The sequence below is a fragment of the Geotalea daltonii FRC-32 genome, assembly GCF_000022265.1.
Lineage (GTDB): Bacteria > Desulfobacterota > Desulfuromonadia > Geobacterales > Geobacteraceae > Geotalea > Geotalea daltonii.
The window spans coordinates 2,912,756-2,937,607 of the sequence record NC_011979.1 but is presented as its reverse complement, the minus strand read 5'-3'; the positions used below and the strand labels follow the sequence as shown (position 1 = coordinate 2,937,607).

Below are 24,852 nucleotides of genomic sequence, written 5' to 3'. Positions count from 1 at the left end.
TTAGGATTTAATTACTTGCCGCCCTTGGCGCGATCGATAACCTTTGCATACTCGGTTGTGTATTCCGGCTTTTCTTCCTTGTAAAGCACGCCGGTAAGAATCTTGCCCTGGAGCTGCTCAGGGGTCATTTTCTCGGCAGCTTTGATGGGAACGGCGATGTCCTTCAATCTGTTCATCATTTCAATGACGGACTTGAACTTGTTACGACGACCGTAAGTAGTCGGACAGTCGTCAAGGATTTCGACGACAGAGAAGCCTTTATGCTGAACTGCTTCAGCAATGAGCTTGTCGATCTGGGTCGCATGGTAGGCAGTGCCACGGGCAACAAAAGTAGCACCTGCGCCGATAGCAAGCTTGGCTATGTCGAATGCAGGGTCAGGGTTTCCATAAGGAGTTGTGGAAGCCTTGGCGCCGGTAGGCGTACAGGGAGAGAATTGACCACCGGTCATGCCGTAGATGTTGTTGTTCATGATGATGTAGGTCATGTCGATGTTTCTACGGCAGGCATGGATGAAGTGGTTGCCGCCGATGGCAGTACCGTCGCCATCACCGCCGACTACTATGACGTTCATCTCTGGTTTGGCCATTTTTACGCCTGTAGCGAAAGCTGCAGCACGCCCATGGGCAGTATGCAACGTACAGAAATCCAAATAACCGGGAAGCCGGGAAGCGCAACCGATACCTGAAACGATAGCAGTGTTGTTCTTTTCAAGGCCAAGAGTATCTATGGCCCGGATCAGCCCTTTCATAATTATGCCGTGGCCGCAGCCCGGGCACCAGATATGCGGCAGTTTGCCGGGACGGATATATTTATCATAATCAAAAGCCATTTTTACTTAACCTCCTTGATCTTATCGAGGATCTGACCAGGGTTGATCGGCTCTCCATCTACGCGGAAAATGCCGTGAACCGGTGCCTTGCCTTCGGCACAACGCTGAACCTCCACTGTGCACATGCCAAGGTTCATCTCGGGTGTTATGATTGCTTTTACCTTTGAAGCAAGTGCTTTAATCTGCTTGTCAGGGAATGGCCAGAAGGTCTTGATTCTGAACAAGCCCACCTTGATACCGGCCTTGCGAGCTTCGTTAACTGCAAAACGTGCGGAACGTGAAGTGGAACCGAAAGCGACAATGGCAACTTCGGCATCGTCAAGCATGTATTCTTCGAAGGTGACGATATCGTCGATGTTTGCATCCACCTTACGCACTTGACGCTCTTCTTCGGCCTGAACAAGAGCAGCCTTGGTGGTGGGGAAGCCGTCTTCTGCTTTATTGAGGCCGGTCACATGGAAGCGATAGGCGGAGCCGAAAGCAGCCAAGGGAGGAACATCGCCGAATTTGGTATCGTAAGGTTTATATTGATCAGGGGAAACGGAAGGAGCAGTGCGGTCGATAACTTTGAGTTCGCCCGGCTCGGGGAAAACGATTCTTTCCCTCATATGGGCAACGATTTCATCAGGCATAATCATGACAGGAGTACGATATTTTTCAGCAAGGTTGAAGGCACGGACGGTTTCTTCAAATATCTCCTGAACCGACGCAGGAACAAGGCAGATGGCCGGATGGTCACCGTGGGTTCCCCATTTGGCAGACATGACGTCCGATTGGCTCGGGCCTGTCGGCATACCTGTTGAAGGGCCGCCACGCATAACGTTAAAAATGACAACAGGTGTCTCAGCGATGCAGGCATAGCCGATCAGCTCCTGTTTCAATGACAAGCCAGGGCCGGAAGTAGCAGTAAGAGCCTTGGAGCCGGCGAGTGAACCACCGATGACCGCAGCCATTGCACCAATCTCATCTTCCATTTGAATGAATTTTCCACCTATCTTAGGCAGCTCTGCCGACATAACCTCCGCAACCTCGGTTGACGGAGTAATCGGGTAACCGGCGAAAAACTTGCAGCCGGCATAAAGTGCGCCTTGGGCGCCAGCTTCGTTACCCTGCATAAAAGCAACTTTCTTTGCCACTTTCTCTACCTCCTGATTGATTATTAAGCGGTGACTTTAATTGCGAAATCCGGACATCTCAGTTCACACTGCATGCATTTAATGCAGGCTTCAAGATTTTTAACCGACGCCACAAAGCCCTTCATTTCGAGAACTTTGGTCGGGCAGAACTCGACACAGATGTGACATCCCTTGCAGTACTTCTCGATGATCTCAATTGTCGGAAGCTTCTTATCCATCTACGTACACTCCTTTGCTGGAATATGCCTTTTCAGGCAAAACTGTGCTTGTATAGCACATACTGTATACAAAAAGCAAGAAAGAGTTGTTTACTAACCCTCTTCAGCCATGTAACAACGTTTTATGGTCTTTTCGGGACGCTAAAAAAAGAAAAGAAGGGCAGCTGTTGTTGCCCTTCTTTCCCAGCTTACATCCCTTAAAACTTATTATTTCATGCTGTCGACGAGTTCTTTGACTGCTGCAACCGAATTGTCGAACATGGCCTGCTCTTCCGCATCCAGAGAGAATTCGACAATTTTCTCGATGCCATTGGCGCCGAGAATGCAAGGTACGCCAACATAGTATCCTTTGACACCGAACTCACCATTCAGTAGTGCGCATACCGGGAGAAGACGCTTCTGGTCACGGAGGATGGCTTCAGCCATGGCAATGGCACTGGAAGCAGGTGAGTAGAAAGCGCTACCAGTCTTGAGCAGACCGACAACTTCGCCGCCTGCACCCTGGGTACGCTTGACAAGAGCAGCCATGACTTCCTTGGCCTTGGCTTTGTCGCCATTGTACTTGCGCTCAATCAATTCCATGACCGGAACGCCGTTTACGTTGGCGTAGCGGATGATGGGGACCATTGTATCTCCATGGCCACCAAGAACCATTGCGTTGACGTCTTTTACAGATACGCCCAGTTCCCAAGCGATGAAAGCAGCAAAGCGGGCGGAGTCGAGAACTCCGGCCATACCCATGACACGGCTGGAGGGGAAACCGGTAATTTTCTGGCAGAGGGTGACCATGGCGTCAAGGGGATTGGAGATGACGATGACGAAGGAGTTGGGTGCATACTGCTTGATGCCTTCAGAAACGGACTGCATGATTTTAGCATTGGTAGCAATGAGGTCATCACGGCTCATGCCTGGTTTACGGGGAAGACCGGCAGTGACGATGACGATGTCTGCGCCTTTGATGTCTGCATAATCGTTTGCTCCAGTAAGAGCTGCATCAAAGTTATCGACAGGTGATGCCTCAGCGATATCCAGGGTCTTGCCTTGTGGCAGGCCTTCGACGATATCGAAAAGAACCACGTCGCCCAACTCACGCAGGGCTGAAAGCTGAGCCAACACGCCACCAATCTGCCCACCACCAATTAATGCAATTTTCTTTCTTGCCATGATTTCCTCCTTGAGTAGTTTTAGGGTTTATTACTGCACCTTATGCTATAGAGTCCACTATTGCATTCAAAGTAGCACTGGGCCGCATTGCCTTTTCCGTTTTTACCGGGTCCGGCATATAGTAGCCACCGATATTCTGAGGTTTTCCCTGGGCGCCGATCAGCTCCTCGTTGATCTTCACCTCGTTATCCTTAAGCTGCTGAGCGACCTTGGCAAAACGCGTCGCAAGGTCCTTGTCCTTAGTCTGTTCGGCCAACGCCTCAGCCCAATACATGGCGAGGTAGAAGTGGCTTCCCCTGTTGTCTATCTGACCAACTTTGCGTGCCGGGTTCTTGTTGTTTTCGAGGAACTTGGTGTTTGCCTGGTCAAGGGTGTCAGCAAGCAATTGAGCTTTTTCATTTTTAAAGGTTGCAGCCAGATGCTCCAGAGAAACGGCTAGAGCAAGAAATTCACCCAGGGAATCCCAGCGCAGGTACCCCTCCTGAATAAACTGCTGAACATGCTTGGGTGCCGAGCCGCCTGCGCCAGTCTCGAAAAGCCCACCACCTGCCAAAAGCGGCACGATGGAGAGCATCTTTGCACTGGTGCCAAGTTCCAGGATCGGGAAGAGATCGGTCAGGTAGTCCCTCAGTGCGTTGCCGGTTACTGTGATGGTATCTTTACCTTCTTTTGCTCTCTGACAGGTGAAAAGCATTGCATCGACTGGCCCCATGATGCGAATATCCAGGCCATTGGTATCATTATTTTTCAGATACTTGTTCACCTTTTCGATCATCTGGGCGTCGTGTGCCCTGTTCTTGTCCAGCCAGAAGACAGCAGGAGCACCGGTCGCCCGTGCCCTTCTCACCGCAAGCTTTACCCAGTCCTGAATTGGCAGGTCTTTGGCCTGACATCCGCGCCAGATATCGCCCTCTTCCACATCATGCTGCATCAGCACAGCGCCTGATTCGTCAACTACGCGTACCGTTCCGTTGGCCGAGACTTTGAATGTCTTGTCGTGGGAGCCATATTCCTCAGCTTTCTGCGCCATGAGGCCGACGTTGGAGACACTGCCCATGGTAGTCGGATCGAATTGGCCGTTTTTCTTGCAGAAATCGATGCAGACCTGATACCACTCCGAATAAGACGTATCGGGGATCACACATTTTACATCGTGCAGCTTCCCATCGGGGCCCCACATGCCGCCGGAATCACGGATAACAACCGGCATGGAAGCATCGATAATGATGTCATTGCTGGCATGCAGGTTAGTGATCCCTTTGTCAGAATCAACCATCGCCAGTGGTGGTCTCTTAGCGTAAACAGCCTTGATGTCAGCTTCGATCTCGGCGCGCTTAGCGTCTGGCAGTTTCTGGAGTTTCAGGTAAAGGTCGCCCAGTCCCAGGTCCGGATTGACTCCAAGATCCTTGAAGGTAGCGGCATGTTTTTCGAAAACGTCCTTAAAGTAGACGGAGACGAAGTGACCGAACATGATGGGATCAGAGATCTTCATCATCGTAGCTTTGAGGTGAACAGAGAACAGAATACCCTTTGCCTTGGCGTCTTCGATCTGCTCCTCAATGAACTTGCGCAGGGCACGCACGCTCATGAACGTGCCGTCAAACACCTCACCCGCCTGGAGTGAGAGCTTCTCTTTCAGAACAGTGACCTTGCCGGCCTTATCGACGAGCTCGATCTTTACGTTACCGGCTTTCTCCAGGGTAATGGACTTTTCATTGTGGAAGAAATCGCAGCAGTCCATGTGCGATACATGCGTCTTTGACTCAGGGGTCCATGCTCCCATTTTGTGCGGGTGCTTCTTTGCATATTCCTTTACCGCGCGTGCCGATCTTCTGTCGGAGTTACCCTCTCTCAAAACAGGGTTTACAGCACTTCCAAGACATTTAGCGTAACGTGCATGCAACTCTTTTTCGGCATCGTTTTTCGGCTCCTCAGGATAATCCGGGAGCTTGTAACCCTGCTCCTGCAATTCCTTGATAGCGGCTTTTAACTGGGGAATAGAAGCGCTAACATTCGGCAGCTTAATAATATTCGCTTCAGGCTTCTGGGTGAGCTCGCCCAGTTCAGCCAAATAATCCGGCATTCTCTGGCTCTCGGTCAGATAATCAGGAAAGTTTGCGATAATTCGGCCGGCAACGGATATATCTCTGGTTTCAACTACAACACCAGCTGCCTTGGTGAAAGCATTTACGATCGGCAGTAAAGAGTATGTTGCCAGTGCGGGGGCTTCATCAATTTTCGACCAGATAATCTTTGCTGTTTCTGTTGTCATATTCTCTCCTTAGTTTTTATGCCATCGCCGGAGGCTATAATGGAAAATAATGCAGTTCATGCTTTGACGCCGTAGTTGAAAATTTGAGCCAGAAGCATACATCGCGGGAAAATTATCACTCAGCAGATCAAATTAGACAAATATCATTATAGTCACGAGAAATTTTGTATACAGTATACAAAAGCGATTTCAGTGTCAAGGAAAAATATAGGGGAAAACGGTGTAATTTACGACTTTTAAGACACCTGCATCTTTAAGGAATCATCGGTGGCTACAGGGGAAGTAAACTAATGAAGAGGCCGATCCTGGGCATATTTCCTTGCCTCTGCAATATCATCTCGACTTGGGTTTCGAGGGATACGCAACACCTGCCCAGGCCATAGATGCTTAGGATTACTGATCTGATCACGGTTTGCGCGGTAGAGAAGAGGCCAAAGATTCCGATCATTGTAAACCTCAGGCTGTGAAGCTATAAACGGTAGGCTCTCCCCTCTTTTGACAGTGTGATATGCGGGGGATTGCCTTTCTCTGGTCTGTTTGGTTCTTTCGGTTTTTTCTGCAAGCCTGCGTGTCTCTGCTGCTCGGGCGGCTTTTTCTTCCGCTATTTTTTGCTCCGCCTGCTTACGACTCTCTTCTTCCATGGCTCGCTTGCGATCAGCTTCAAGACGCTCTGCCTGTTCCTTGCGCAGTTTCTCCTCGGATAGCCTTCGTTTTTCCAGCAGGAGGTTTTTTTCGAGGAGATTCGCCTTTGACCAGGCGAGTAGAAATAGCTTGTCGGCCGCCTCGATCTCCTCTTTCCTCACCAGGGCATCGCCTCTCAAAACAAGATCCTCAATACTCTTGTATTCTGCGGGAAGAATCTTCTGCCCGTCATGAATCCTGACCCTTTCCAAGAGGCTGAGGGCATCCTGCCTCCATACCGGAGCCGGGGTTGAACACCCGGCGAACAGGCAGATGAGCATGAGAGTCTGCAGATACTTTATTAGATGAAAACGGTACATCATTTACCTTCATTTGCCGGTCGTTTTCAAACCCAGTTCTCTCAATTGTTTCAAATCCACCGGAGAAGGTGCCTCCGACATGAGACAGGCTCCTTTTTGAGTCTTTGGAAAAGCAATTACATCCCTGATGGAATCGCTGCCAGTGAGCAGCATGATCAAGCGGTCAAGACCAAAAGCAATTCCCCCATGGGGAGGTGTACCATACTCCAAGGCATCAAGAAGGAATCCAAATTTTGCTTTTGCATCCTCTTCGCTAAGGCCAAGCATCTTGAACATGAGAGATTGAACTTTTTCCTGATGGATTCTTATGCTTCCTCCACCAATTTCGTTTCCGTTCAATACGAGATCGTAAGCCTTGGCACGGCAACGTCCCGGGTCGTTTTCAACATATTCCAGGTCTTCATCCATAGGGGCGGTAAAGGGGTGATGCACAGCGGCCCACCGCTTCTCCTCCTCGTCCCATTCAAGAAGGGGGAAATCGGTAATCCAGACAAAGTTAAAGGTATTCTTGTCCAACAGACCAAGAATTTTAGCCAGCTGATTTCGCAATTTCCCCAGCGAATCATTGACTACCTTGGGCTTGTCAGCAACGAACAGGAGCAGGTCTCCCTGTTCAGCGGCAAAAGTTTTTGTCATTGCCGATATTTCTTCACCGGTAAAGAACTTGGTTATAGGGGATTGCCAGCCATCTTCGGTCACTTTTACATAGGCCAGACCTTTAGCCCCGTAAATTTTCACGAATTCAGTGAGATCATCGATCTCCTTGCGGGACATGCCACCACAGCCCTTCGCATTGAGTCCTTTGACAATTCCGCCGCCGGCGACCACATCGGCAAAGACCTTAAACCCTGAGCCCTTGACAATATCGGAGAGTTCAACCAGTTCGAGACCGAAACGAAGGTCCGGATTGTCAACGCCGAAACGGTTGATTGATTCGGCATAGGTCATGCGCTTGATGGGAAGGCTTACCGACATATCTTTCACATCGGCGAAGATGCGGGCAATAAGCCCTTCCATAACCGTGATGATATCTTCACGGTCTATAAACGACATTTCGCAGTCGATCTGGGTAAACTCCGGCTGTCGGTCGGCACGAAGATCTTCGTCCCTGAAACAACGGACAATTTGAAAATAGCGATCAAAGCCGGAGATCATCAAAATTTGCTTAAACAGTTGAGGCGATTGCGGCAACGCATAGAACTCGCCGCGGTTGATGCGTGATGGAACGAGAAAATCCCGGGCACCTTCAGGGGTCGATTTGGTGAGAAAGGGGGTTTCAAGTTCAAGGAACCCATTGCCGGTCAGATATTGGCGCGTAACCTGAGCCACTTTGGAGCGTAGGATGAGATTATCCTGCAAGACAGGACGGCGCAGGTCAAGATATCGATGTTTAAGGCGCAGGTTTTCAGCCACATCGACATAATCGTCCAGGGTGAATGGAAGTGCCTTGGAGCGACTGAGGATCTTGCATGCCGATACAAGTATTTCAACAGCTCCGGTCCGAAGATTAGTGTTTACAGTCCCTTGGGGCCTGGGGATAACCTTGCCTTTCACAGCAACGACATATTCATTGCGAATGGCTTCGGCTTTGTGATGAGCTTCAGCACTGTTATCAGGATCGAAAACTATCTGCGCCAAACCTTCTCGATCGCGCAAGTCAACGAAAATCAGTCCGCCATGATCCCTGCGCCGATGAGCCCATCCCATCAAGACAACTTCTTTTCCTGTATCATCTGCAGTCAGAGTACCGCAGTAGTGTGTTCTCTTCCAATCGCCCAGAAAATCTATCATTTAAAGAATCCCCCTGTCCTGTCTCAGTTAAAAAAACCTGCAAATTATACTCAAAAAGCTTTAACGCTTCAAGGATTAAAGCCATGAAAACAATAAAAGTTTCAAAAAAACACTGGTCTGGTCTTTCAAATAATAATATTTGAGGATTTTCTGGAAAATTTTGGTTATAATCCCAGTCCCAAAGGGAAGTATGGAAGGAAAATTCAAAATCTACAGAAAGTGAAGGTGCTGCATGTCCTTTGTCGGCGATCTTGAACATCTCCCCATTGTCGATTTGATTCAACTGCTTCACTCTACCAAGAAATCCGGCACCCTTGGGCTGAAAAGCAAACGGGGCCAGAGTCAGATTGTCTTCAATGAAGGCTACATTGTCAGTGCAAATCACCATAACAACAGCATACAAGTTGGCCAGATACTGGTGGACCTGAATGCCATCAGTGCCGCGCAGTTGGAAAACGCTCTGCAGGAACAGAAGAATGCTGGTAACAACCGCAAGCCTTTAATTGCCACACTGATAGAAAATGGTCTGATCAACAGGGACACAGCTTTCAAAGGGCTGGAGATGTTGATAGAGATGACTATCGTCGATGTTTTGACTTGGACCACCGGTACATTTGAACTGGAAATCGACAAGTTGACAGTTTCTGACGAATATAGGTATTTTCCCGATACGCTGAAAGAAACCCTGAACCTTAACACCCAAAGCATTCTCATGGACGCACTCCGCATCTACGATGAGAAAAAACGTGACGGGACGTTGAATGAACCTACATTTGTTACGAGTGATGCGGAACAACCCGGTTTTCTTGAATGTGAAAGCGACGCTCCTCTGATCTCGGCAAGCGATCTTGGCCTGGATGATCTGGATAGCCTTGATAAAAAAATCCCTGAGGTATTTACAGGGGTAAAATTTTTCGATCCGGCTGAAGACTTGCGCCAGAGACTGAAGGAAGAACTTCTTGACGTACCGGCAGACCAACAACAAAAGCTTGTTTCATACATGGTTGATTTGTGCGGAAACGCACCCAAAAAAGATCCAGGCTCGCCCCGAATCCCCGGACCTGTCGTTATAATATTCAGCTGCGACAGGCTGATCACGAACCTGTTGTCAGCTGCCTGCAAGGCTGATGAATTGGCAGTTTTTACAACCGACAATGAAACTGATCTTGACCCTATCATCGATCAGACTCTAGCCAAAAAGGCCTCACCTGTTCTGATAATAGATAGTTTTGGAACTGATGAGAAATACTCACGACTCATAAACTCGAAGCTTACAGCTTACAAGACATTGTCTGTGATAAAACTGGTGTCAGGTGACATAAATTCCTCTTTGGCGGCTCTGAAAGATGGTGTTCGCACCATATTCCCCAAACCGGATATAAATAAATCCAAAGTCGGTTTCGCAGAAGGAAGCATTAATTTCACAGAGTCCTTCCGCTCTTACATGCAGAAAAATTCTTTTTCATCCGATGCAAATATCCCACTTGATGCTTTTAACAGGTGCATACATGATTTGGGAATCGCCCAGGAGATACCTGACCTCTCATTTGCCCTGCTTAAATTTATCTCGGAAATTTTTGAACGATCGATAACTTTTATTGTTGCCAACGGAGAATTGATAGCTGAACGCGGTATTGGCATAAGATCCGACAAAAGCACCGGGGCAACGGCTCCATTGCGTTTTAAAGTTTCGCTTGCGCCCATCTCCGTTTTCCAGAAAGCCATAGATGACTTAAAGATATCCTTTGAACATGGTGAGGATGAGGCATTGATATCTCTATACGAAGAAATCGGCCCACCAGCCGAAACAAGGGTACTGGTCGTGCCCATAGTGAGTTTTGGCCGTGTCATCGCCCTTACCTACGCCGATTTTGGCGCCAAGGCCGCAACACCGGCTCCGACAGATATGATCGCCTCTCTGTCAAAACATGCAAGCCTTATTTTTGATAATATTCTGATGCGAAAAAAACTTGAAAAACAAGCTCAATAGCAATAGATAAAAATACATTTCAACGAAAAGGGCTTATTATGGACGCGAGAACTTTACACCAGATATTAGAAATCGCCTTTCAGAAGAAGGTATCCGACCTCCATTTCGAAGTGGACAATCCCCCGTTTTTCAGGGCAAGAGGGCAGCTGATCCGAGCTAAGATGCCCAACCTTTCGGCAGATGACACCCTTTTTATCGCCAAAACAGTGATGGAGCATAATGGTCGTGAATTCAACGCCGATTTGCGTGAATTCGATGCATCATACTCCTTATCCAGCGGCGGTCGTTTCAGGGTTAGCTTATTCCGCCAGAGGGGCAATTTCGGTGTCGTCATGCGTGTCATCCCGCCTAATATCGGCACATTTTCGGAATTGCACCTACCGACTGTTCTTTCGGAAATAGCGACTGCTCCCAATGGATTGATCCTGGTCACCGGCCCTACCGGTAACGGAAAGTCAACCACCCTTGCCTCGATGTTGAGATTCCTAAATGAAAATTTCAACCACAATATCATTACCATTGAAGATCCGATTGAATTTCTCTTTACTTCACAAAAAAGCTGCATCATTCAGAGAGAAGTGGGGATTGACACGGATAGCTTTAACTCTGCACTCAAATCAGCCCTTAGAATGGATCCGGATGTGATAATGGTTGGAGAGATGCGTGACAAGGAGACTATCGATGCCTGCATAAAAACGGCAGAAACCGGGCATTTGGTCCTGTCTACCCTGCACACCCAGAGCGCAGTTTCCACCATAAACCGAATTGTCGGACATTTCCCACCCGATGCCCAGGAGATCATCCGCCAGCGATTGGCAGACATCCTCGTCGCTACCGTTTCGTTACGGCTTGTCAAAGACAAAACAGGAGATAACATTTTCCCTGTGGTTGAGATAATGCGTTCCACTACGACCATACAGGCCTGTATCCGCGAAGGGCGGCTCGATGAGATTGAAAAGCACATTGAGAATGGACAGACCCAGTACCATATGCAGACACTGGATCAGCATCTGTTGCAGATGTATGAACAGGATCTCATAACGCTGGAAGATGCCAAACGACTGTCACATTCCATGGATCTGGAACGCAAGTTCATGTATACCAGCTAGAACAAACAAAACAACACCTCAACGATGTGTCACACCCTCGCTGAGGTGTTGCCCCCTACCCTCCAGTTCATGTTCCCGTTCCTCAGCCATTACTTTTAAAGACTTCAGCACCTTTTCTATGTCTGCAGCCAGCTCTGCTTCAGTCTGCACCATTCTTTCTACCTTGAACGATCTTCGCTCCAGCTCCAGGTAAATCTGAAGTTCCACAGGTGACATGGGGTTCTGAACAGAAGTCGGCACGATACTGGTGCCATACCTTCCCTGGTAAAGGGGATGTTCCTGCAACACATGCCTGATACTCCTGCTGTTTGAGTCAAAGGTTGCCGTTTCCCTGAACAGCGTTCCTCGCCACGACATCTCCCGGACAAGGATATCCTGGGATTTTTCGATCGTTTTCATCGAATCTATTTTGTGAATATACATATCTGGCCTCTCCAGCAAGCTTGGCAGCAAGTTCCAGACAGTGTCCGCTTGAGCATTAATGGAAATACGATAGGTATCAGAAAGCATTTCAATCCTCCTCTACATTATTTGTTTATCATTATTATAGCACCCTTTACTCAGTTGACATTTCTTCCGAACCACTCGCAACACCTACAAAAAAACCCTTCGACCGAAATTCAGGCGAAGGGTTTTTTGTGGCTTATTATGCAGAGTGACTATTTGTATTCAGGCATCTCATCAAACTGCAGGTACTTGTAAATTACATCTTTCTTAGGCTCAACCTTTTCCTTGTAGGCAGCCATGAACTCTGCAACGGTAGGCAGTTTACCCATTGTGGCAGCTACCGCACCAAGTTCGGCGGAGCCCAGGAATACCTTGGCGCCATCCCCGATCCTGTCATCGAAATTGCGTGTCGAGGTGGAGAACATATTGACTCCATCGGGAACGCGAGCCTGGTTACCCATGCAGAGGGAACAGCCGGCTATCTCAATCCGGGCGCCAAAGGCGCTGTAGACCGAGAAGTAAGCTTCGTCTTTGAGCTGAGCTTGATCCATCCGGGTAGGAGGACAGATCCAGGTACGAACATTGGGGTTAAACTTCAGTCCGCGCCATATCTCAGCAGCTGCACGGAAATGACCGATGTTGGTCATACAGGAACCGAGGAACACATCCTGAATCGGCGTACCAGCCACTTCGGAGAGAAGCTTGACATCATCGGGATCATTGGGGCAAGCCAGGATCGGCTCGGTGATCTGGGCCAGATCGATCTCGATTACATCGGCATAGGCACCGGTCTCAACGGCATTTTTGTCAGCTTCAAGCAGCTCGGGCTTGGCCAACCAGGCATTGACAGCATCAATCCGGTTCTGCAGCGTCTTTGCGTCCTGATAGCCATCCTTGATCATCTTTTTCATCAGTGCCACGTTGGAACGGAGATAGGTTGCAACAGACTCTTTGGAGAGCTGGATGCAGCCTGCCGCGGCGCTTCTTTCGGCAGCAGCATCAGTAAGCTCGAAAGCTTGTTCAACGGTCAATTCAGGCAAACCTTCCATCTCAAGAATACGGCCATTGAAGATATTGATCTTGTTTTTCTTCGGCACAGTGAGTTTGCCCTGCTTTATGGCCCAGTAGGGAATGGCATTGACCGCATCGCGCAGGGTTATGCCTGGGTTCAGCTTGCCCTTGAACCGCACCAGCACAGACTCTGGCATATCAAGCGGCATGAAGCCCATGGCGCCGGCAAATGCCACCAGACCGGAACCGGCCGGGAAACTGATGCCGATCGGGAAACGGGTATGTGAATCACCGCCGGTACCGACAGTATCAGGAAGAAGCAGGCGGTTCAGCCAGGAATGGATGACCCCGTCGCCCGGCTTGAGGGGCACGCCGCAGCGGTCGGTGATGAAATTGGGCAGGTTCTTGTGCATCTTAACGTCAGCAGGCTTGGGATAGGCGGCAGTGTGACAGAAAGACTGCATGAACATGGGTGAGAGGAACTTGAGACAGGCTAGTTCCTTCAGTTCGTCGGCGGTCATAGGTCCGGTTGTGTCCTGGGAGCCGACCGTTGTCATCTTTGGCTCGCAGGCTGTTCCCGGAAGAACTCCGGTAACGCCACAGGCCTTGCCAACCATCTTCTGTGCCAGGGAGTAGCCCTGGCCAGCCTTGGGCTCGGGATTAACAGGAAGGGTAAAGATATCGGTAGCGCCAAGGCCGAGGGCGGCACGGGCTTTATCGGTAACAGCACGACCGATGATCAGAGGAATGCGACCACCGGCACGGAATTCATCAGCCAGGGTATTGGGTGCAATTTTGAAGGTGGAGATAACTTCACCCTTCTCGTTTGAAATCTCACCTTTTTTGGTGTTTATGGTTATGACGTCACCGTCATTCATCTTGGTTACATCTGCTTTCAGAGGCAGTGCCCCGGAATCCTGGGCGGTATTGAAAAAAATCGGAGCGATGACGCCGCCGATGATGACACCGCCGGTCTTCTTATTGGGGACAGCAGGAATATCGTTACCGATGTGCCAAAGGACGGAGTTACAGGCGGATTTACGGGAAGAACCGGTACCGACGACGTCGCCGATGAAGGCTACCTGATTGCCGGCAGCACGCCATGCGGCGATGTCCTTAAGGCGGTTCGGAAAGCGGGTCTTGCCCATTGCCAGAGCATGGAGCGGGATATCGGGACGGCTCCAGGCATCACCGGCAGGAGAAAAGTCGTCGGTATTGATCTCCCCTTCCACCTTGAAAACCTTGACCTTTATGGTCTCGGGAACCCCCGGACGCTTGGTGAACCACTCCGCATTGGCCCAGGACTCGAGTACTTTTTTGGCCGCAGCATTGGATTTGGAAAGTGCAACCACCTTGTCAAAGCCGTCGTAAACGAGAGTCATGCCCGAGAGAGCAGTTGCGGCTACGTCAGCAAGCTCTGCATCGCCAAGGGCTTCGATGAGAGGAGTGACGTTGTACCCACCCATCATGGTACCCAGTATCTGCACTGCTTCCTTGCGGCTCACCAGCGGGGATTTCTTGGAACCTTTGACAATCTCTGCCAGAAAGGCCGCTTTAACTTCTGCTGCAGGATCAACACCAGGAGAAACACGCTCTTTCAGGAGGTTGAGGAGAAATTCTTCCTTGCCTGCGGGCGGGTTTTCCAGCAACTTGCACAACCCTGTTGTCTGCTCAGGATTCAGCGGCAACGCAGGAATGCCTTGCGCTTTACGTTCGGCTTCATGGGCCAGATAGGCTTCGATCATTTTTCAATCCTCCGGTTATTTTATTGTCGTCTTTTTTACAGACAATACGTAGAAACTCTTAAGAACACTGCAGATGCCGACGATCAAATGGCATACTGTATACAATTTTTAAGCTGTTTTGTCAATTATTGAAATGTTGTCCAATGGACAAAAAAGGCCGGCTTTCGGAAAAACAAGCCGACCTTAAAAAGGCACTTCTTTCATATAAAAGATAAATTTTTATTTTGCCTGGGGTTTACTGCTCCCCCGGACAGTATCAGACTTCTGTTTGGTTTCCACCGGAACCTTGCCTGCCATTGGTTTTTCGTTTGCTATTTGATTGAGCACGAGAAAGTTGGCGGTAAATATATAATCATCAATATGGTTACGGCGACCATCCTTATCCAGGTCATGTTTAGGCGCTTTGTTGCTGCCGCGGTCCTTAAGGAAGATCTTGAAGTCGTTGTCATCGATCTTCCCGGATTTGTCAAGGTCAATGTCTACCTTTGGCGCAACAGTCAAGGGCATTTCAACTGCGGTATCATCAACAAGCATGGTTATGGATGCGTCATATACCCCTTTTTCAGGCTTGGCCACCACAACCCAGGTGTTGTTGGAAGCTACCTTCAGACTCACCAGCTTGGCCTTCTTCAGTGCAAAATTGGGAGCATGTTTACCTTGCGGGTTTCGTACGGTTAATTTGAGATTTGCCTTGCCATCAGCCAAAAGTATGGGCGGGTCCTGTTTAACTGTGGCCTTTTCATCCACGGCGAACAACTGGATCAAAGCCTTGCTTGTCATCTCCCCCTTGTATCCGTTGAACCGACCAAGGATATTCTCTGGTGGCTCGATCTTGAGCGCAGATGCTTTTGCCTCCGCCTCCTGCTTAGCCTCAGGTGCAGACGTTGGTCTGTGAACGGAAGGTGCTTCGCGTTGCTGCTCTTCCCTGTATTCGGGCGTTGTCTGCTGAGCTTTTTTCTCCTCGGTTGACGCTGTCATGTCGGACGGCAGGGTGACATGACCTCCAACTACAACTGTGGATGAGCCGTTAGATTGTGACTGATTTCCAGATTGTTGAGGCGTCTGTACTTGCTGGTTGGCTTTTCTGCCTGAAGAAGTATCGGTAGCTTCTGCCTCTGAATCCGTGGGGCTCACGGGAATTACCGGTGTAGGAGCAAGATCTTTGTTGACAATTTTCGCTGCAAGCTTGAGCTTGGCTGAACCGCTGGCCTTACGTTGAAAAGTCACTGTAGCTATCGGCCCGGAGCCGGTCAGGGGCTTGGCTGTAACAATCCCGATACGAACAACTCCTGCGACATCAGCATTAGGAACCATCATTGAGCCGGCAACAAAGGAGCCCTGCGTGACATTGGGATTGCTGAGGATGGAAGGGTCGTAGGTGATGGTGAGATCAATTCCGCTAATGTTTTCGAAATCGCTTGCCTGCAGAGTCCATGATTTGCCGTCATCTGAGACCATTGACACATTTGCAGCGGCGAAAGCGGATGCAGCGAAAAAGAGACTAAGCATAAACATCACTACAGAATCAAATAATTTCATGTAAAGCTTCTCCTTTAATACTGAAGGGGCGAAAAGGCCCCTTCAGTCAGTTTCAAAACGTGTCTGTGTTATATTTGATGGTGACTACGAAATTCTGCGGAGTAAGAGCCAAGGGCACACCACTCAACGGATCAGCTGGATTGGCCAGCCTGGTCGCCGAAATCCCTGAAGAACTCACCTGCATGCCCGGCAGACCCGAAGTTATACCATAGGAAAGTTTGATGATGGGCGTAGTCCCGGTATTGAAACCGGCGGCGCTGATCAGGGCAATCACCGTGGTGTCACTGCCGGAAGCCTGGTTGGCAACAATAAGGGACCCTGTCGCCCCATTGACGGCACTCTCGGAACCAGAGCTGAAAGTTGCTCCTGAACCGTTGACCAGAGAAAATTGCAGACTTGCCAGCCCGCTTACAGCTGGGTTTAAAGCAATGAAAACATCCATGGCGGTCGGTTGGGCTATAAATTTAACAGTAGTGTTAGCCGTTGCGGCGCCAGAGACAGCAGTAATCACAACTGCTCCGGCCGTTGCAGATTTGACTGTTGTCGTTGCAACACCGTTAGTCGTAGTTGCAGTAGTGTTTCCCAGTATTGCAGTCGCAGGAGTGACCGAGAAATTGACAACTGTACCATCCGCCGGAACAGTTCCCGTAAAGGTGGTTGTTATGGTAATAGTGTCGGCATTGTTCGCAAGGCCGATACCTTTGGAAGCAGTTACAGCAGGACCGGGGCTAGGACTAGGACTAGGACTAGGACTGGGACTAGGACTGGGACTGGGGCTGGGACTAGGGCTAGGACTTGGGGTTGGAGCGGGAGTAGGGGTAGGAGCGGAAGCATCGCCCCCACCCCCACCGCAAGCTGAAAGAACAACAGCCAGAAAGACACCCAGAAGGAGAAAAACTAGTGCTTTTTTTCGCATAATTACTCCTTTCAATCGTATTTTAACTGGAATGTTGTAATGCCTCCTGCTGGAGGGGAATACCCTCCAGCCGATATTGTCATGAAGATTTATTCATCAATTTTAGTATGTCCCATCCTTTGAGTAAATCAAGTGCTCTCAACAATTGGGAATCGGATTTCATCTGTTCGTCCATTTTATTGGTAGATATCTTCATGGGTTTTTTATCTTCGGTCGCTTCCTTGCTTTCGACCTCGAAATGATTATCAAGATCTTTTTCCCTGATGTGCATGCCCTCTTTCTTTTCCACTGCAGAAAGTTCGATCCGCTCTGCAACGATGTCGGGAGTTATTCCTTTGGCTTGGATGGAGCGGCCGCTCGGAGTGAAATATCTGGCCGTGGTGAGCCTGAGCCCTGAGTTGTCTGAAAGGGGAATTATAGTCTGTACCGATCCTTTGCCGAAGCTCTGAGTGCCCATTACCACTGCCCGTTTATGGTCCTGCAATGCCCCTGCAACAATTTCTGAAGCGCTCGCACTGCCGCTGTTGATCAGCACCACGATTGGATAGTTCTGCTCCTTACCCCCCTTCCGGGAGGTGAACCTCATCTTCGAGTCCTTTTCACGCCCTTCCGTGTAGACTATCAGCTTGCCTTCATCAATAAAATGTTCGGACACTTTGACCGCCTGGTCCAGAAGGCCGCCCGGGTCGTTGCGCAAGTCAAGAACCAGGCCACGCAGGTTCCCGCCGTTTTCCTCACGCAAGGTCTTCAGCGCTTTCTCCAGGTCGTCATCTGTTTTTTCCTGGAACTGGGAGATTCTCACATATCCATAGCCGTCATCCAGGGTCTTGAACTTGACGCTTTTAACCTGAATTATGTCGCGCTCAAGGGTGAAATCTTTCGGCTTGTCGAGCCCCTCCCGGAAGATGGAAATGGTAACCTTTGTTCCCTTGGGTCCTCTCATGCGTTTGACCGCATCCGTTATGGTCAGGTCCTTGGTGAACTTGTCGTCGATCTTCAGGATCTGATCGCCGGCCTTGATTCCCGCTTTGAATGCCGGGGTGTCTTCAATAGGCGAAATTACGGTCAAGATGCCGTCCTTGATGGTTATCTCGATCCCCAGTCCACCGAAGGAGCCTTTGGTATCGATCTTCATCTCTTTATAAGTATCAGGAGGCATGAAGGAACTATGGGGATCCAGAGATGACAGCATGCCATTGATAGCTCCATAGATGAGCTTTTTCGTGTCCACATCTTCCACATAACTTTTCTTGACTATGGAAAGGACATCCGTGAAGAGCTCGATGGATTCATAGTCGTTTCCTCCTTGAGCTGCACAGCGACGCTGAATTCCTATGCCAAAGAATACCACCACAATGGTGACAACTGTGGCAATGGTCAGCATTTTCCTGCTCTTACCGCTTTTCAACATCTTTCCTCCCGCAACTATTGTTTATATTTCTGATTAGCTTCATGCAACTCGCCCTGCTTTTACCTGAACCACGGGGAAGGATCAACCGGCTTCCCCTGATATCGTATTTCAAAATACAGCATCGACCCATTGCTTGAATCCGAATCTCCGACACTGGCCACAACGTCGTTTTTGGCCACGGTAGCGCCCACTCTCTTGTTGATGGACGATGCGTGCGCGTAGAGGCTGAAGAATCCACCACCGTGATCGACAATGATCATATTTCCGTACCCCTTGAAGTAATCGGCAAATATGACCTGCCCATCATAAATGGCATGTATCTGCGTGCCGACGGGAGCATTGATGGATATGCCGTTGTTAACGGTATAGGAGTTGAACTGGGGATGTTTGTGTCTGCCGAACTGGGCTGTAACACTGCCTTTTACCGGTAATGACAATTTACCCTTTTGTGCGCCCAAACCCTTATCGGGAATGGAGACGTAACGTTCTGCACCAGTTACCGCCTTGTTTTTTCGAACAGTATAACCCTTTCTACTCCTTGCTTCAAGCCTTTCAACCATTGATTGCAGCCTTTTTGCATTGGCCTGCAGTTTTTTTAAAGAGACAATGTAACCCTGTTTGTCTTCTCTGACTTTAAGAAGCAGGCCGGTCTTTATCTTTTTCTCCTCTGCAATCTCAAGTCTCTTCGCCTCCATTTTGCTTCGGATTCTTTCTTTGTTCGCCTGATCGTGCTCAAGCTCCGTTTTCAGCAGTCTCAGTTGTTCCATTTTAGCCTGGTAATCGGTAAAAAGTTTTCTGTCATTCTCCAGAACCGCCTTCATGTAACGCAGGTTTTCCATCATCTGTGAAAAGGAGCCGGAAGAAAAGAATATGCGAATATTTCCGGCATCGCCTGCTTTGTATAGGGCGGAAATCCGACTGTTGATCTGCTGTTTTTTCCGAAAAGCTTCCGCTTCCACCGATTCTATCTGCCCTTTGATACGGCCCAGATTATTCTCCACGCCACGGAGATCACGTCCGAGAGACAGAAGATTGGTCTCTTTTTCCTGAAGGTTTTTCTCGATCTGTTGCAATTCACCCGAAACCTTTGTCTCAACCTTTTTCGTCTTGTTAAGGAGGGATTTTTTCTGGTTGATTTCCCTGTTAATACCTTGCAGATCGTCCTTCACATCAGCCAGACACTGAAATGGAAGCAACAGGTAAATAAGGACCAAGATGGTTAACGTTAGAAGGTGCATTTTTTAAATGGCGATGAAACGCTTAAGGGAAGTGAGACTCCCGATAAACCCTACAAAGACTCCCCCTGCAAAGATGGCAATCAGATGGGATAAGGGCAAAAATGATAGACCTGCTGTGGTTACATTAAATGACAGGAAGTTTCCAGCATTATGCAGAAACCCGAAATAACAGGCGGCAAGCGTCACAAGTGCAACAAGTCCTCCTGCTGCGCCCTGGATTATCCCTTCTATTAGAAAAGGAGCTTTTATGAAAAACCGTGTTGCTCCAACCAGCCCCAGCACCTCGAGCTCGTCTTTTCGTGCATAAATAGTCAGTTTAATGGTATTTGAAACTATGAAGAGCCCGGCAAGAACGAGAAATCCCCCCACCAAAGCGCCGATCAGGCGCATGAAGTTGAGAAAGGTGTTGAACCGCCTTACCCATTCCTCGCCGTACTGGACCTCAGTGATACCGGGGATGTTTTTCAGGCGGGAAGCATAGGAATCGACAGCTTCGCTGTTTCTGCTGGCCTTGTTGAGACTTATTTCAATGGCTGCAGGCAAGACATCCGGGACAACCCCTTCCAGAAACGTTTCCTGTCCTTTGAGCCTGTCGCGGAACCTTTTCATCGCTTCGTTTTTTGAGACATAAACAATTTTTTCAGTGCCGCCAAGGGAGGCAATTCGATCTTTGAAGGCAGAGAGCTCCTCAGCGGTAAGCTCTTTCTCAAAGAAGGCAGTCAACTGAACCTTTTCGCTCCAGGTTTCCGCCACTTTCTCAAGATTCACATATACGAGCAAAAAAAGGGCAATAATCAACAGTGAGAGTGAGATCGTACCGACAGTGAGAGCACTGACAAGAATATTCTGCCTTAAATTGGCAACAGCCCTGGAAAAGAAGTAGCCAAGCCTGCCAAAAGAGCCATCCCCATCCAGCTTCGGCCTTTTTGTCGGTCTATTCCGCGATGACATTTGAGTCCTCCACGATGCGCCCTTTTTCCAGAACCACCAATCTTCGATGGGAGTTTTCAATGGCACGCCGATCATGGGTTGCGACAACAACTGTTGTTCCCCTGATGTTTGCTTCCTTGAAAATGGAAAGAATCTGTTCCTTGTTTTCTTCGTCCAAATTTCCCGTAGGTTCATCGGCCAAGAGAATTTTAGGGTCGTTTACCAGTGCACGGGCCAGGGCAACCCTTTGCTGCTCCCCACCTGAAAGCCTCAATGGATTGCTGTTGATTTTATGCTCCAACCCCATCTGTTTCAGAATGTGGTAGACCTTCTTGCCGATGTCTTTTTTCCCCCAACCCAAGACTTCCAGGGTGACGGCCACATTCTCAAGAACCGTTCTTTGAGGCAGCAGCTTGAAATCCTGGAAAACGACGCCAATTTTTCTTCTCAGGTGGGGAATCTGGGAGCGGGAGAGTCGAGAGATATTCTGCCCGTCAATGACAACCTGCCCTTGAGTAGGATCCAGCGCCCCATAGAGCAGTTTCAAGAGGGTCGATTTACCAGCTCCTGATTGGCCGGTTAAAAAAATAAAATCCCCTTTGGGGACCTTTAGACTGACATTGTTGAGAGCAGCCATATCGTTTTGATAGGCAAGGGATACGTTATGCAACTGGATCATTTATCACGCCTCATTGTTATCATAAGCAACTACCGGCAAGAACCTCACCACTCGTTGTAGGATATGCCATTGGTACCGATGAGATCGGAGCCGCTATGGACATCGTACACGGAGCCTTTGATTTCTTCTCCCTCACCTCCGGCAGGTGGAGGCACAACTTTCCAGGTTTCTTTATCGTTGGTAAAAGGGTCTTTCGGCAAATCACGCAGGTATTTTTTATCCACCAGCTCCTGGAGGGTGTCAGGGTATTTTCCTTGATCTGCATAGAAATTGTCAATGGTGGTGCGCAGGTTGTAGAGGTCCTCCCGCAACACCGCTTCCTTTGCCTTGATTATTCCCCATCTGTAGTTGGGAACGGCTATGGAGGCAAGGATACCAACAATGGTCATGACTATCAACAACTCTATGAGGGTGAATGCTTTTTTGTTGGCCCATGGCCTGATCATCTGCGGCGACTTGTCAGATACGGATATTTTCATCACCAATCCTTGTATTTGGTACCATCGATGGCAGTCTCTTCACTAAGAGAATAGACATCATAAACGTCTTCCCCTCCCCAGCTTGTGCTGTCAGGCTTGTCCGCGTAGGAGCGAAGTCCCCAGAGGTCCTCTTCCTTGACGTCCTCACCCGGTTTGGTCGGATTGAAAGGGTCTCGGGGAATCCTGCGTAGAAACTTCATCTTGTAGTTAACCAACCCACCGAAATCATAGCCCTCCACCAGCTGTTGCAGGGTCTCAGGGTAACCGGACTTGTTCTGGACCGAAGGGATCTTGTTTTCCTTAACAGCATCATCGTATTTCTTCCTGAAATCATCTATGGCCGTGCGGATCACCCTCAGGTTTCTCTTCAGCTCCAGTTCCTTGGTACGTCGTGCCGTCATCTGCGCCGACGGCAGAATTATTGCGGCCAGAATGGAAAGAATGACCAAGGTCACAACAAGCTCAACCAGGCTTACGCCGCTGTTATTTCTGATCGTTTTCACGTTTAAATTCTATTTCACTTCAACGACGGCACTATAAGAGAGGGCATCTACAGGCTTCCCGCCGACGGCAGTCAGATTGGTATCAAGAAATCCCATACTTGCCGGCCCCTGATTTTTTGCCCTGAAGGTGGCGATTGCCAGTGTCCCGCTGCCGGTTACCCCCCCTACCTCCACCGGTCGGGAAAGGCTGATTGCCACCTGCCCGGTTACTTTGTCTATGGTTGGGCGGAATGTGGTAGGCTTACCGTCTTTCTTCATGAAGGGGCCCTCTGTTAGCCTGATCAGTTCAAGAAAGATCGGATCATAGGCAAAGGTGAAGGGCGCGTTGATAAGATTGGTCGCATTGGCAACCTTGATCTCGACGCTGAACTGACTATTAAGCTCTACCGAAGCAGGGGCAGCCAGATTGACAGTAACCTTGGGAGCCGGCGATTGCGGTTCGGCAGCAGCGGGGGGCTCTGGTTGTGCGGGAACTGGTGGTGGAGGCTGGACAGAAGGGGCAGCCTTCGGCTCGGTTTCGGGTTTTATCGGTGCTTCGGCCGGTGGAAGCGGCGTGGTTTGCACGGCAGGAACAAGTTCCTGCTCCTGAACAAAGGATGAATAGGGCTTGGACAGGGATGGTTCATCTTCCCTGCCCGACCAGAATCCGGCAGCATCCCCTTCCGGCACGGTAACAGACCGAACCACCCGGGGGGTGATTGCCAGCACCAGCTCTGATTTCCTGTTAGTATTGTCGTTATTTGAAAGCAAAGGTCCTATGATAGGGATGTCGCCCAGAACCATGACTTTCTGTTTGCTCTTGCTTTTATCATCCTGGATCAGTCCACCAATAATGCTGGTTTCTCCATCCTTCAAGCTCAAGACGGTATCCAGGTTGCGGGTACCGATGGTGACGACGGTGGTAAGCGAACTGGCATCGCCGATCTTATCCTTGCTGAGGATGGTGCTGACCTCCAGGCTCAGTTTGATGGAAACCTCGTTATTCAGCTGGATGGTCGGTTCGGCGTTCACCTTGACCCCCACATCCACGTACTGAACGTTGACGTTGACACCGATGCTCGTGCCATTGGTGGATGTGGTGGTAATCGGCACACGGGTGCCCACGTTGAACTTGGCCTTCTCCCGGTTCTTTACCCGTATCTTGGGATTGGCCAAGGTTTCGCTGTTGGACAGGGTCTTGCCGAAATTGAAGGTGGCATTGGGCACCGTCAGAAAGCCATTAAACCCGCGCCAGCGAAAAAGGCTGAGCAGATTGTCGCTGCTGGTGGTAGTCGAGGTGGTCGTAGATGATGTGGATGTGGGCTGTACCAGCACATCGGACAAAAATGTGGAAGCGCCCACCTTGGCAGCGGCAGTGGAAACCGCGTACCTGCTCAGAGCCAGACCGAAGCTCTCAGCGTTGCTCTTGGTGAATTCGAGCACCTCAACTTCAAGCACTACTTCCGCATCGGGCACGTCATTGGCATCGAGAATTTTCTGCGCCACTTCGATGACTTCAGGGGTATCCCGGATGACCAGGGCGTTCATCTCTTCGTTGACGTAAATTTTCTTCACCTGCAGCATGGTGCGGATCAGGTTTACCGCTTTTTTGGCGTCAAGCTTGTTGAGGTAAAAGGTCTGGACGATCAACTCTTCATACTGCTTCGTTTTTTCCGGGCTTTTGGTATAAACGATGATGGTGTTTTCATTGAGGACTTTCTTACCCAGCTTGTTCACGCCACAGATAATGTCGAGAGCCTGCTGAAAGGTTGCGTTTTCCAGATAGATGGAAAAATTCTGGTCTTTCACCCCTTCGTCAAAGACGAAATTGATACCGGAAAGTTGCGAGATAATGTTGAAAACCTCTTTGATCTTGGCATCCTTGAATTTGAGGGTAAGGGGCTTGTTAGATTTGAGATTCAGTTCGTACCCGTCCATCTTCGGCTTTTTACTTTTTACCAGGCGATCAACCGCGTTCCTGGCCTCGGTGTTGTTACTGTTGAACTCCAATGCTTTCTGATACGAGCGAATCGCCTCTTTGGGCTTCCGGTTTTTCTCGAACTCCGACCCTTCTTTCTGATAAACGTGGGAATTCCTCAAGCGGATCACCAGCTCGCTCTGCTGCTGGGCCTGCTGAAGGGAAGGGTCCAGGGCATAGGCGGTTTGGAATTCGCGCAGGGCATCGTCATAATTTTGGGCCGCCAGGAACTCCTCCCCCTTCTTCAGATGCTTTTGGGCGGCTGCTGCACTTACCGAAAGAAACCTGGACCGATATTCCACCACATCCGGGTTGGCGCCTGCGACTTCTCCATATTTGAGGACGGCTTCGTCAAGACGCCCTTCCCGCTCCAGCTTTTCAGCATTGCTGAACGCGGAGCGACCGCCGGCACAGCCGGAAAGAATAGCCAGACCAAATATCAAGACAAGCAGGTGTTTTAAGGGATGCATTATTGAAACTCCTTAT

General features: G+C 49.4%; 20 protein-coding genes. 2 read left to right on the top strand and 18 right to left on the bottom strand.

All coding sequences use genetic code 11. The annotated features are described in order from the left end of the window. Positions 1 to 11: 11 nt before the first annotated feature. The 7 genes from GEOB_RS13230 to aspS form a co-directional block, all read right to left on the bottom strand. The gene (locus GEOB_RS13230; protein WP_012647745.1) at positions 12 to 830 is read right to left on the bottom strand and encodes a 2-oxoacid:ferredoxin oxidoreductase subunit beta; all 819 of its coding nucleotides are present in this window, start codon (positions 828 to 830) and stop codon (positions 12 to 14) included. Positions 831 to 832: 2 nt separating this feature from the next. After that, positions 833 to 1,966 carry a 2-oxoacid:acceptor oxidoreductase subunit alpha gene (locus tag GEOB_RS13225; protein ID WP_012647744.1) on the bottom strand — a complete coding sequence of 378 codons (1,134 nt, stop codon included), beginning with the start codon at positions 1,964 to 1,966 and terminating at the stop codon, positions 833 to 835. Positions 1,967 to 1,989: 23 nt separating this feature from the next. Further along, the gene (locus GEOB_RS13220; protein WP_011939078.1) at positions 1,990 to 2,184 is read right to left on the bottom strand and encodes a 4Fe-4S binding protein; all 195 of its coding nucleotides are present in this window, start codon (positions 2,182 to 2,184) and stop codon (positions 1,990 to 1,992) included. A gap of 207 nt (positions 2,185 to 2,391) precedes the next feature. Continuing rightward, complete coding sequence (mdh, locus tag GEOB_RS13215; RefSeq protein ID WP_012647743.1) at positions 2,392 to 3,348, bottom strand: malate dehydrogenase; 957 nt, start codon at positions 3,346 to 3,348, stop codon at positions 2,392 to 2,394. Positions 3,349 to 3,388: 40 nt separating this feature from the next. Continuing rightward, positions 3,389 to 5,620 (bottom strand): NADP-dependent isocitrate dehydrogenase, encoded by a 2,232-nt coding sequence (locus tag GEOB_RS13210; RefSeq protein WP_012647742.1) that lies wholly within the window; start codon positions 5,618 to 5,620, stop codon positions 3,389 to 3,391. 287 nt (positions 5,621 to 5,907) lie between these two features. Then, positions 5,908 to 6,624, bottom strand: coding sequence for a LysM peptidoglycan-binding domain-containing protein (locus tag GEOB_RS13205; protein WP_230198943.1), 717 nt, complete (start codon positions 6,622 to 6,624; stop codon positions 5,908 to 5,910). 6 nt (positions 6,625 to 6,630) lie between these two features. Continuing rightward, positions 6,631 to 8,412: an aspartate--tRNA ligase gene (aspS, locus tag GEOB_RS13200; RefSeq protein WP_012647740.1), complete on the bottom strand. Its 1,782-nt coding sequence runs from the start codon at positions 8,410 to 8,412 to the stop codon at positions 6,631 to 6,633. Positions 8,413 to 8,644: 232 nt separating this feature from the next. On the opposite strand from aspS, the gene GEOB_RS13195 reads away from it, so the two are divergent. Together GEOB_RS13195 and GEOB_RS13190 are read left to right on the top strand one after the other, a co-directional pair. Next, complete coding sequence (locus tag GEOB_RS13195; RefSeq protein ID WP_012647739.1) at positions 8,645 to 10,402, top strand: DUF4388 domain-containing protein; 1,758 nt, start codon at positions 8,645 to 8,647, stop codon at positions 10,400 to 10,402. Between the two features lie 38 nt (positions 10,403 to 10,440). Then, positions 10,441 to 11,511, top strand: coding sequence for a type IV pilus twitching motility protein PilT (locus tag GEOB_RS13190; protein ID WP_012647738.1), 1,071 nt, complete (start codon positions 10,441 to 10,443; stop codon positions 11,509 to 11,511). An 18-nt stretch (positions 11,512 to 11,529) separates the two neighbouring features. Here the strand turns inward: GEOB_RS13190 and GEOB_RS13185 are convergent, their stop codons facing one another. The 11 genes from GEOB_RS13185 to GEOB_RS13135 all read right to left on the bottom strand — a co-directional run bounded on the left by GEOB_RS13185 (position 11,530) and on the right by GEOB_RS13135 (position 24,836). Next, positions 11,530 to 11,934 carry a hypothetical protein gene (locus tag GEOB_RS13185; protein ID WP_230198942.1) on the bottom strand — a complete coding sequence of 135 codons (405 nt, stop codon included), beginning with the start codon at positions 11,932 to 11,934 and terminating at the stop codon, positions 11,530 to 11,532. Between the two features lie 236 nt (positions 11,935 to 12,170). Next, positions 12,171 to 14,714: a bifunctional aconitate hydratase 2/2-methylisocitrate dehydratase gene (locus tag GEOB_RS13180; RefSeq protein ID WP_012647736.1), complete on the bottom strand. Its 2,544-nt coding sequence runs from the start codon at positions 14,712 to 14,714 to the stop codon at positions 12,171 to 12,173. A gap of 219 nt (positions 14,715 to 14,933) precedes the next feature. Continuing rightward, positions 14,934 to 16,253 carry a cohesin domain-containing protein gene (locus GEOB_RS13175; RefSeq protein ID WP_012647735.1) on the bottom strand — a complete coding sequence of 440 codons (1,320 nt, stop codon included), beginning with the start codon at positions 16,251 to 16,253 and terminating at the stop codon, positions 14,934 to 14,936. 52 nt (positions 16,254 to 16,305) lie between these two features. After that, positions 16,306 to 16,764, bottom strand: a complete 459-nt coding sequence (locus GEOB_RS19390) for a hypothetical protein (protein WP_049764376.1) — start codon at positions 16,762 to 16,764, stop codon at positions 16,306 to 16,308. Between the two features lie 484 nt (positions 16,765 to 17,248). Then, complete coding sequence (locus GEOB_RS13165) at positions 17,249 to 18,553, bottom strand: S41 family peptidase (RefSeq protein WP_407638387.1); 1,305 nt, start codon at positions 18,551 to 18,553, stop codon at positions 17,249 to 17,251. 86 nt (positions 18,554 to 18,639) lie between these two features. After that, positions 18,640 to 19,749: a murein hydrolase activator EnvC family protein gene (locus GEOB_RS13160; protein WP_230198941.1), complete on the bottom strand. Its 1,110-nt coding sequence runs from the start codon at positions 19,747 to 19,749 to the stop codon at positions 18,640 to 18,642. Between the two features lie 72 nt (positions 19,750 to 19,821). Then, positions 19,822 to 20,769 carry a permease-like cell division protein FtsX gene (gene ftsX / locus GEOB_RS13155; RefSeq protein ID WP_012647731.1) on the bottom strand — a complete coding sequence of 316 codons (948 nt, stop codon included), beginning with the start codon at positions 20,767 to 20,769 and terminating at the stop codon, positions 19,822 to 19,824. Next, positions 20,753 to 21,427 carry a cell division ATP-binding protein FtsE gene (gene ftsE, locus GEOB_RS13150; protein WP_012647730.1) on the bottom strand — a complete coding sequence of 225 codons (675 nt, stop codon included), beginning with the start codon at positions 21,425 to 21,427 and terminating at the stop codon, positions 20,753 to 20,755. The genes ftsX and ftsE overlap by 17 nt, the downstream gene beginning before the upstream one ends. Before the next feature lie 44 nt (positions 21,428 to 21,471). Beyond that, positions 21,472 to 21,906: a type IV pilin protein gene (locus tag GEOB_RS13145; protein WP_012647729.1), complete on the bottom strand. Its 435-nt coding sequence runs from the start codon at positions 21,904 to 21,906 to the stop codon at positions 21,472 to 21,474. After that, positions 21,906 to 22,409 (bottom strand): type II secretion system protein, encoded by a 504-nt coding sequence (locus tag GEOB_RS13140; protein ID WP_012647728.1) that lies wholly within the window; start codon positions 22,407 to 22,409, stop codon positions 21,906 to 21,908. Before GEOB_RS13140 ends, GEOB_RS13145 begins: the two co-directional genes overlap by 1 nt. A 9-nt stretch (positions 22,410 to 22,418) precedes the next feature. Further along, positions 22,419 to 24,836: a secretin N-terminal domain-containing protein gene (locus tag GEOB_RS13135; RefSeq protein ID WP_012647727.1), complete on the bottom strand. Its 2,418-nt coding sequence runs from the start codon at positions 24,834 to 24,836 to the stop codon at positions 22,419 to 22,421. Positions 24,837 to 24,852: the final 16 nt, after the last annotated feature.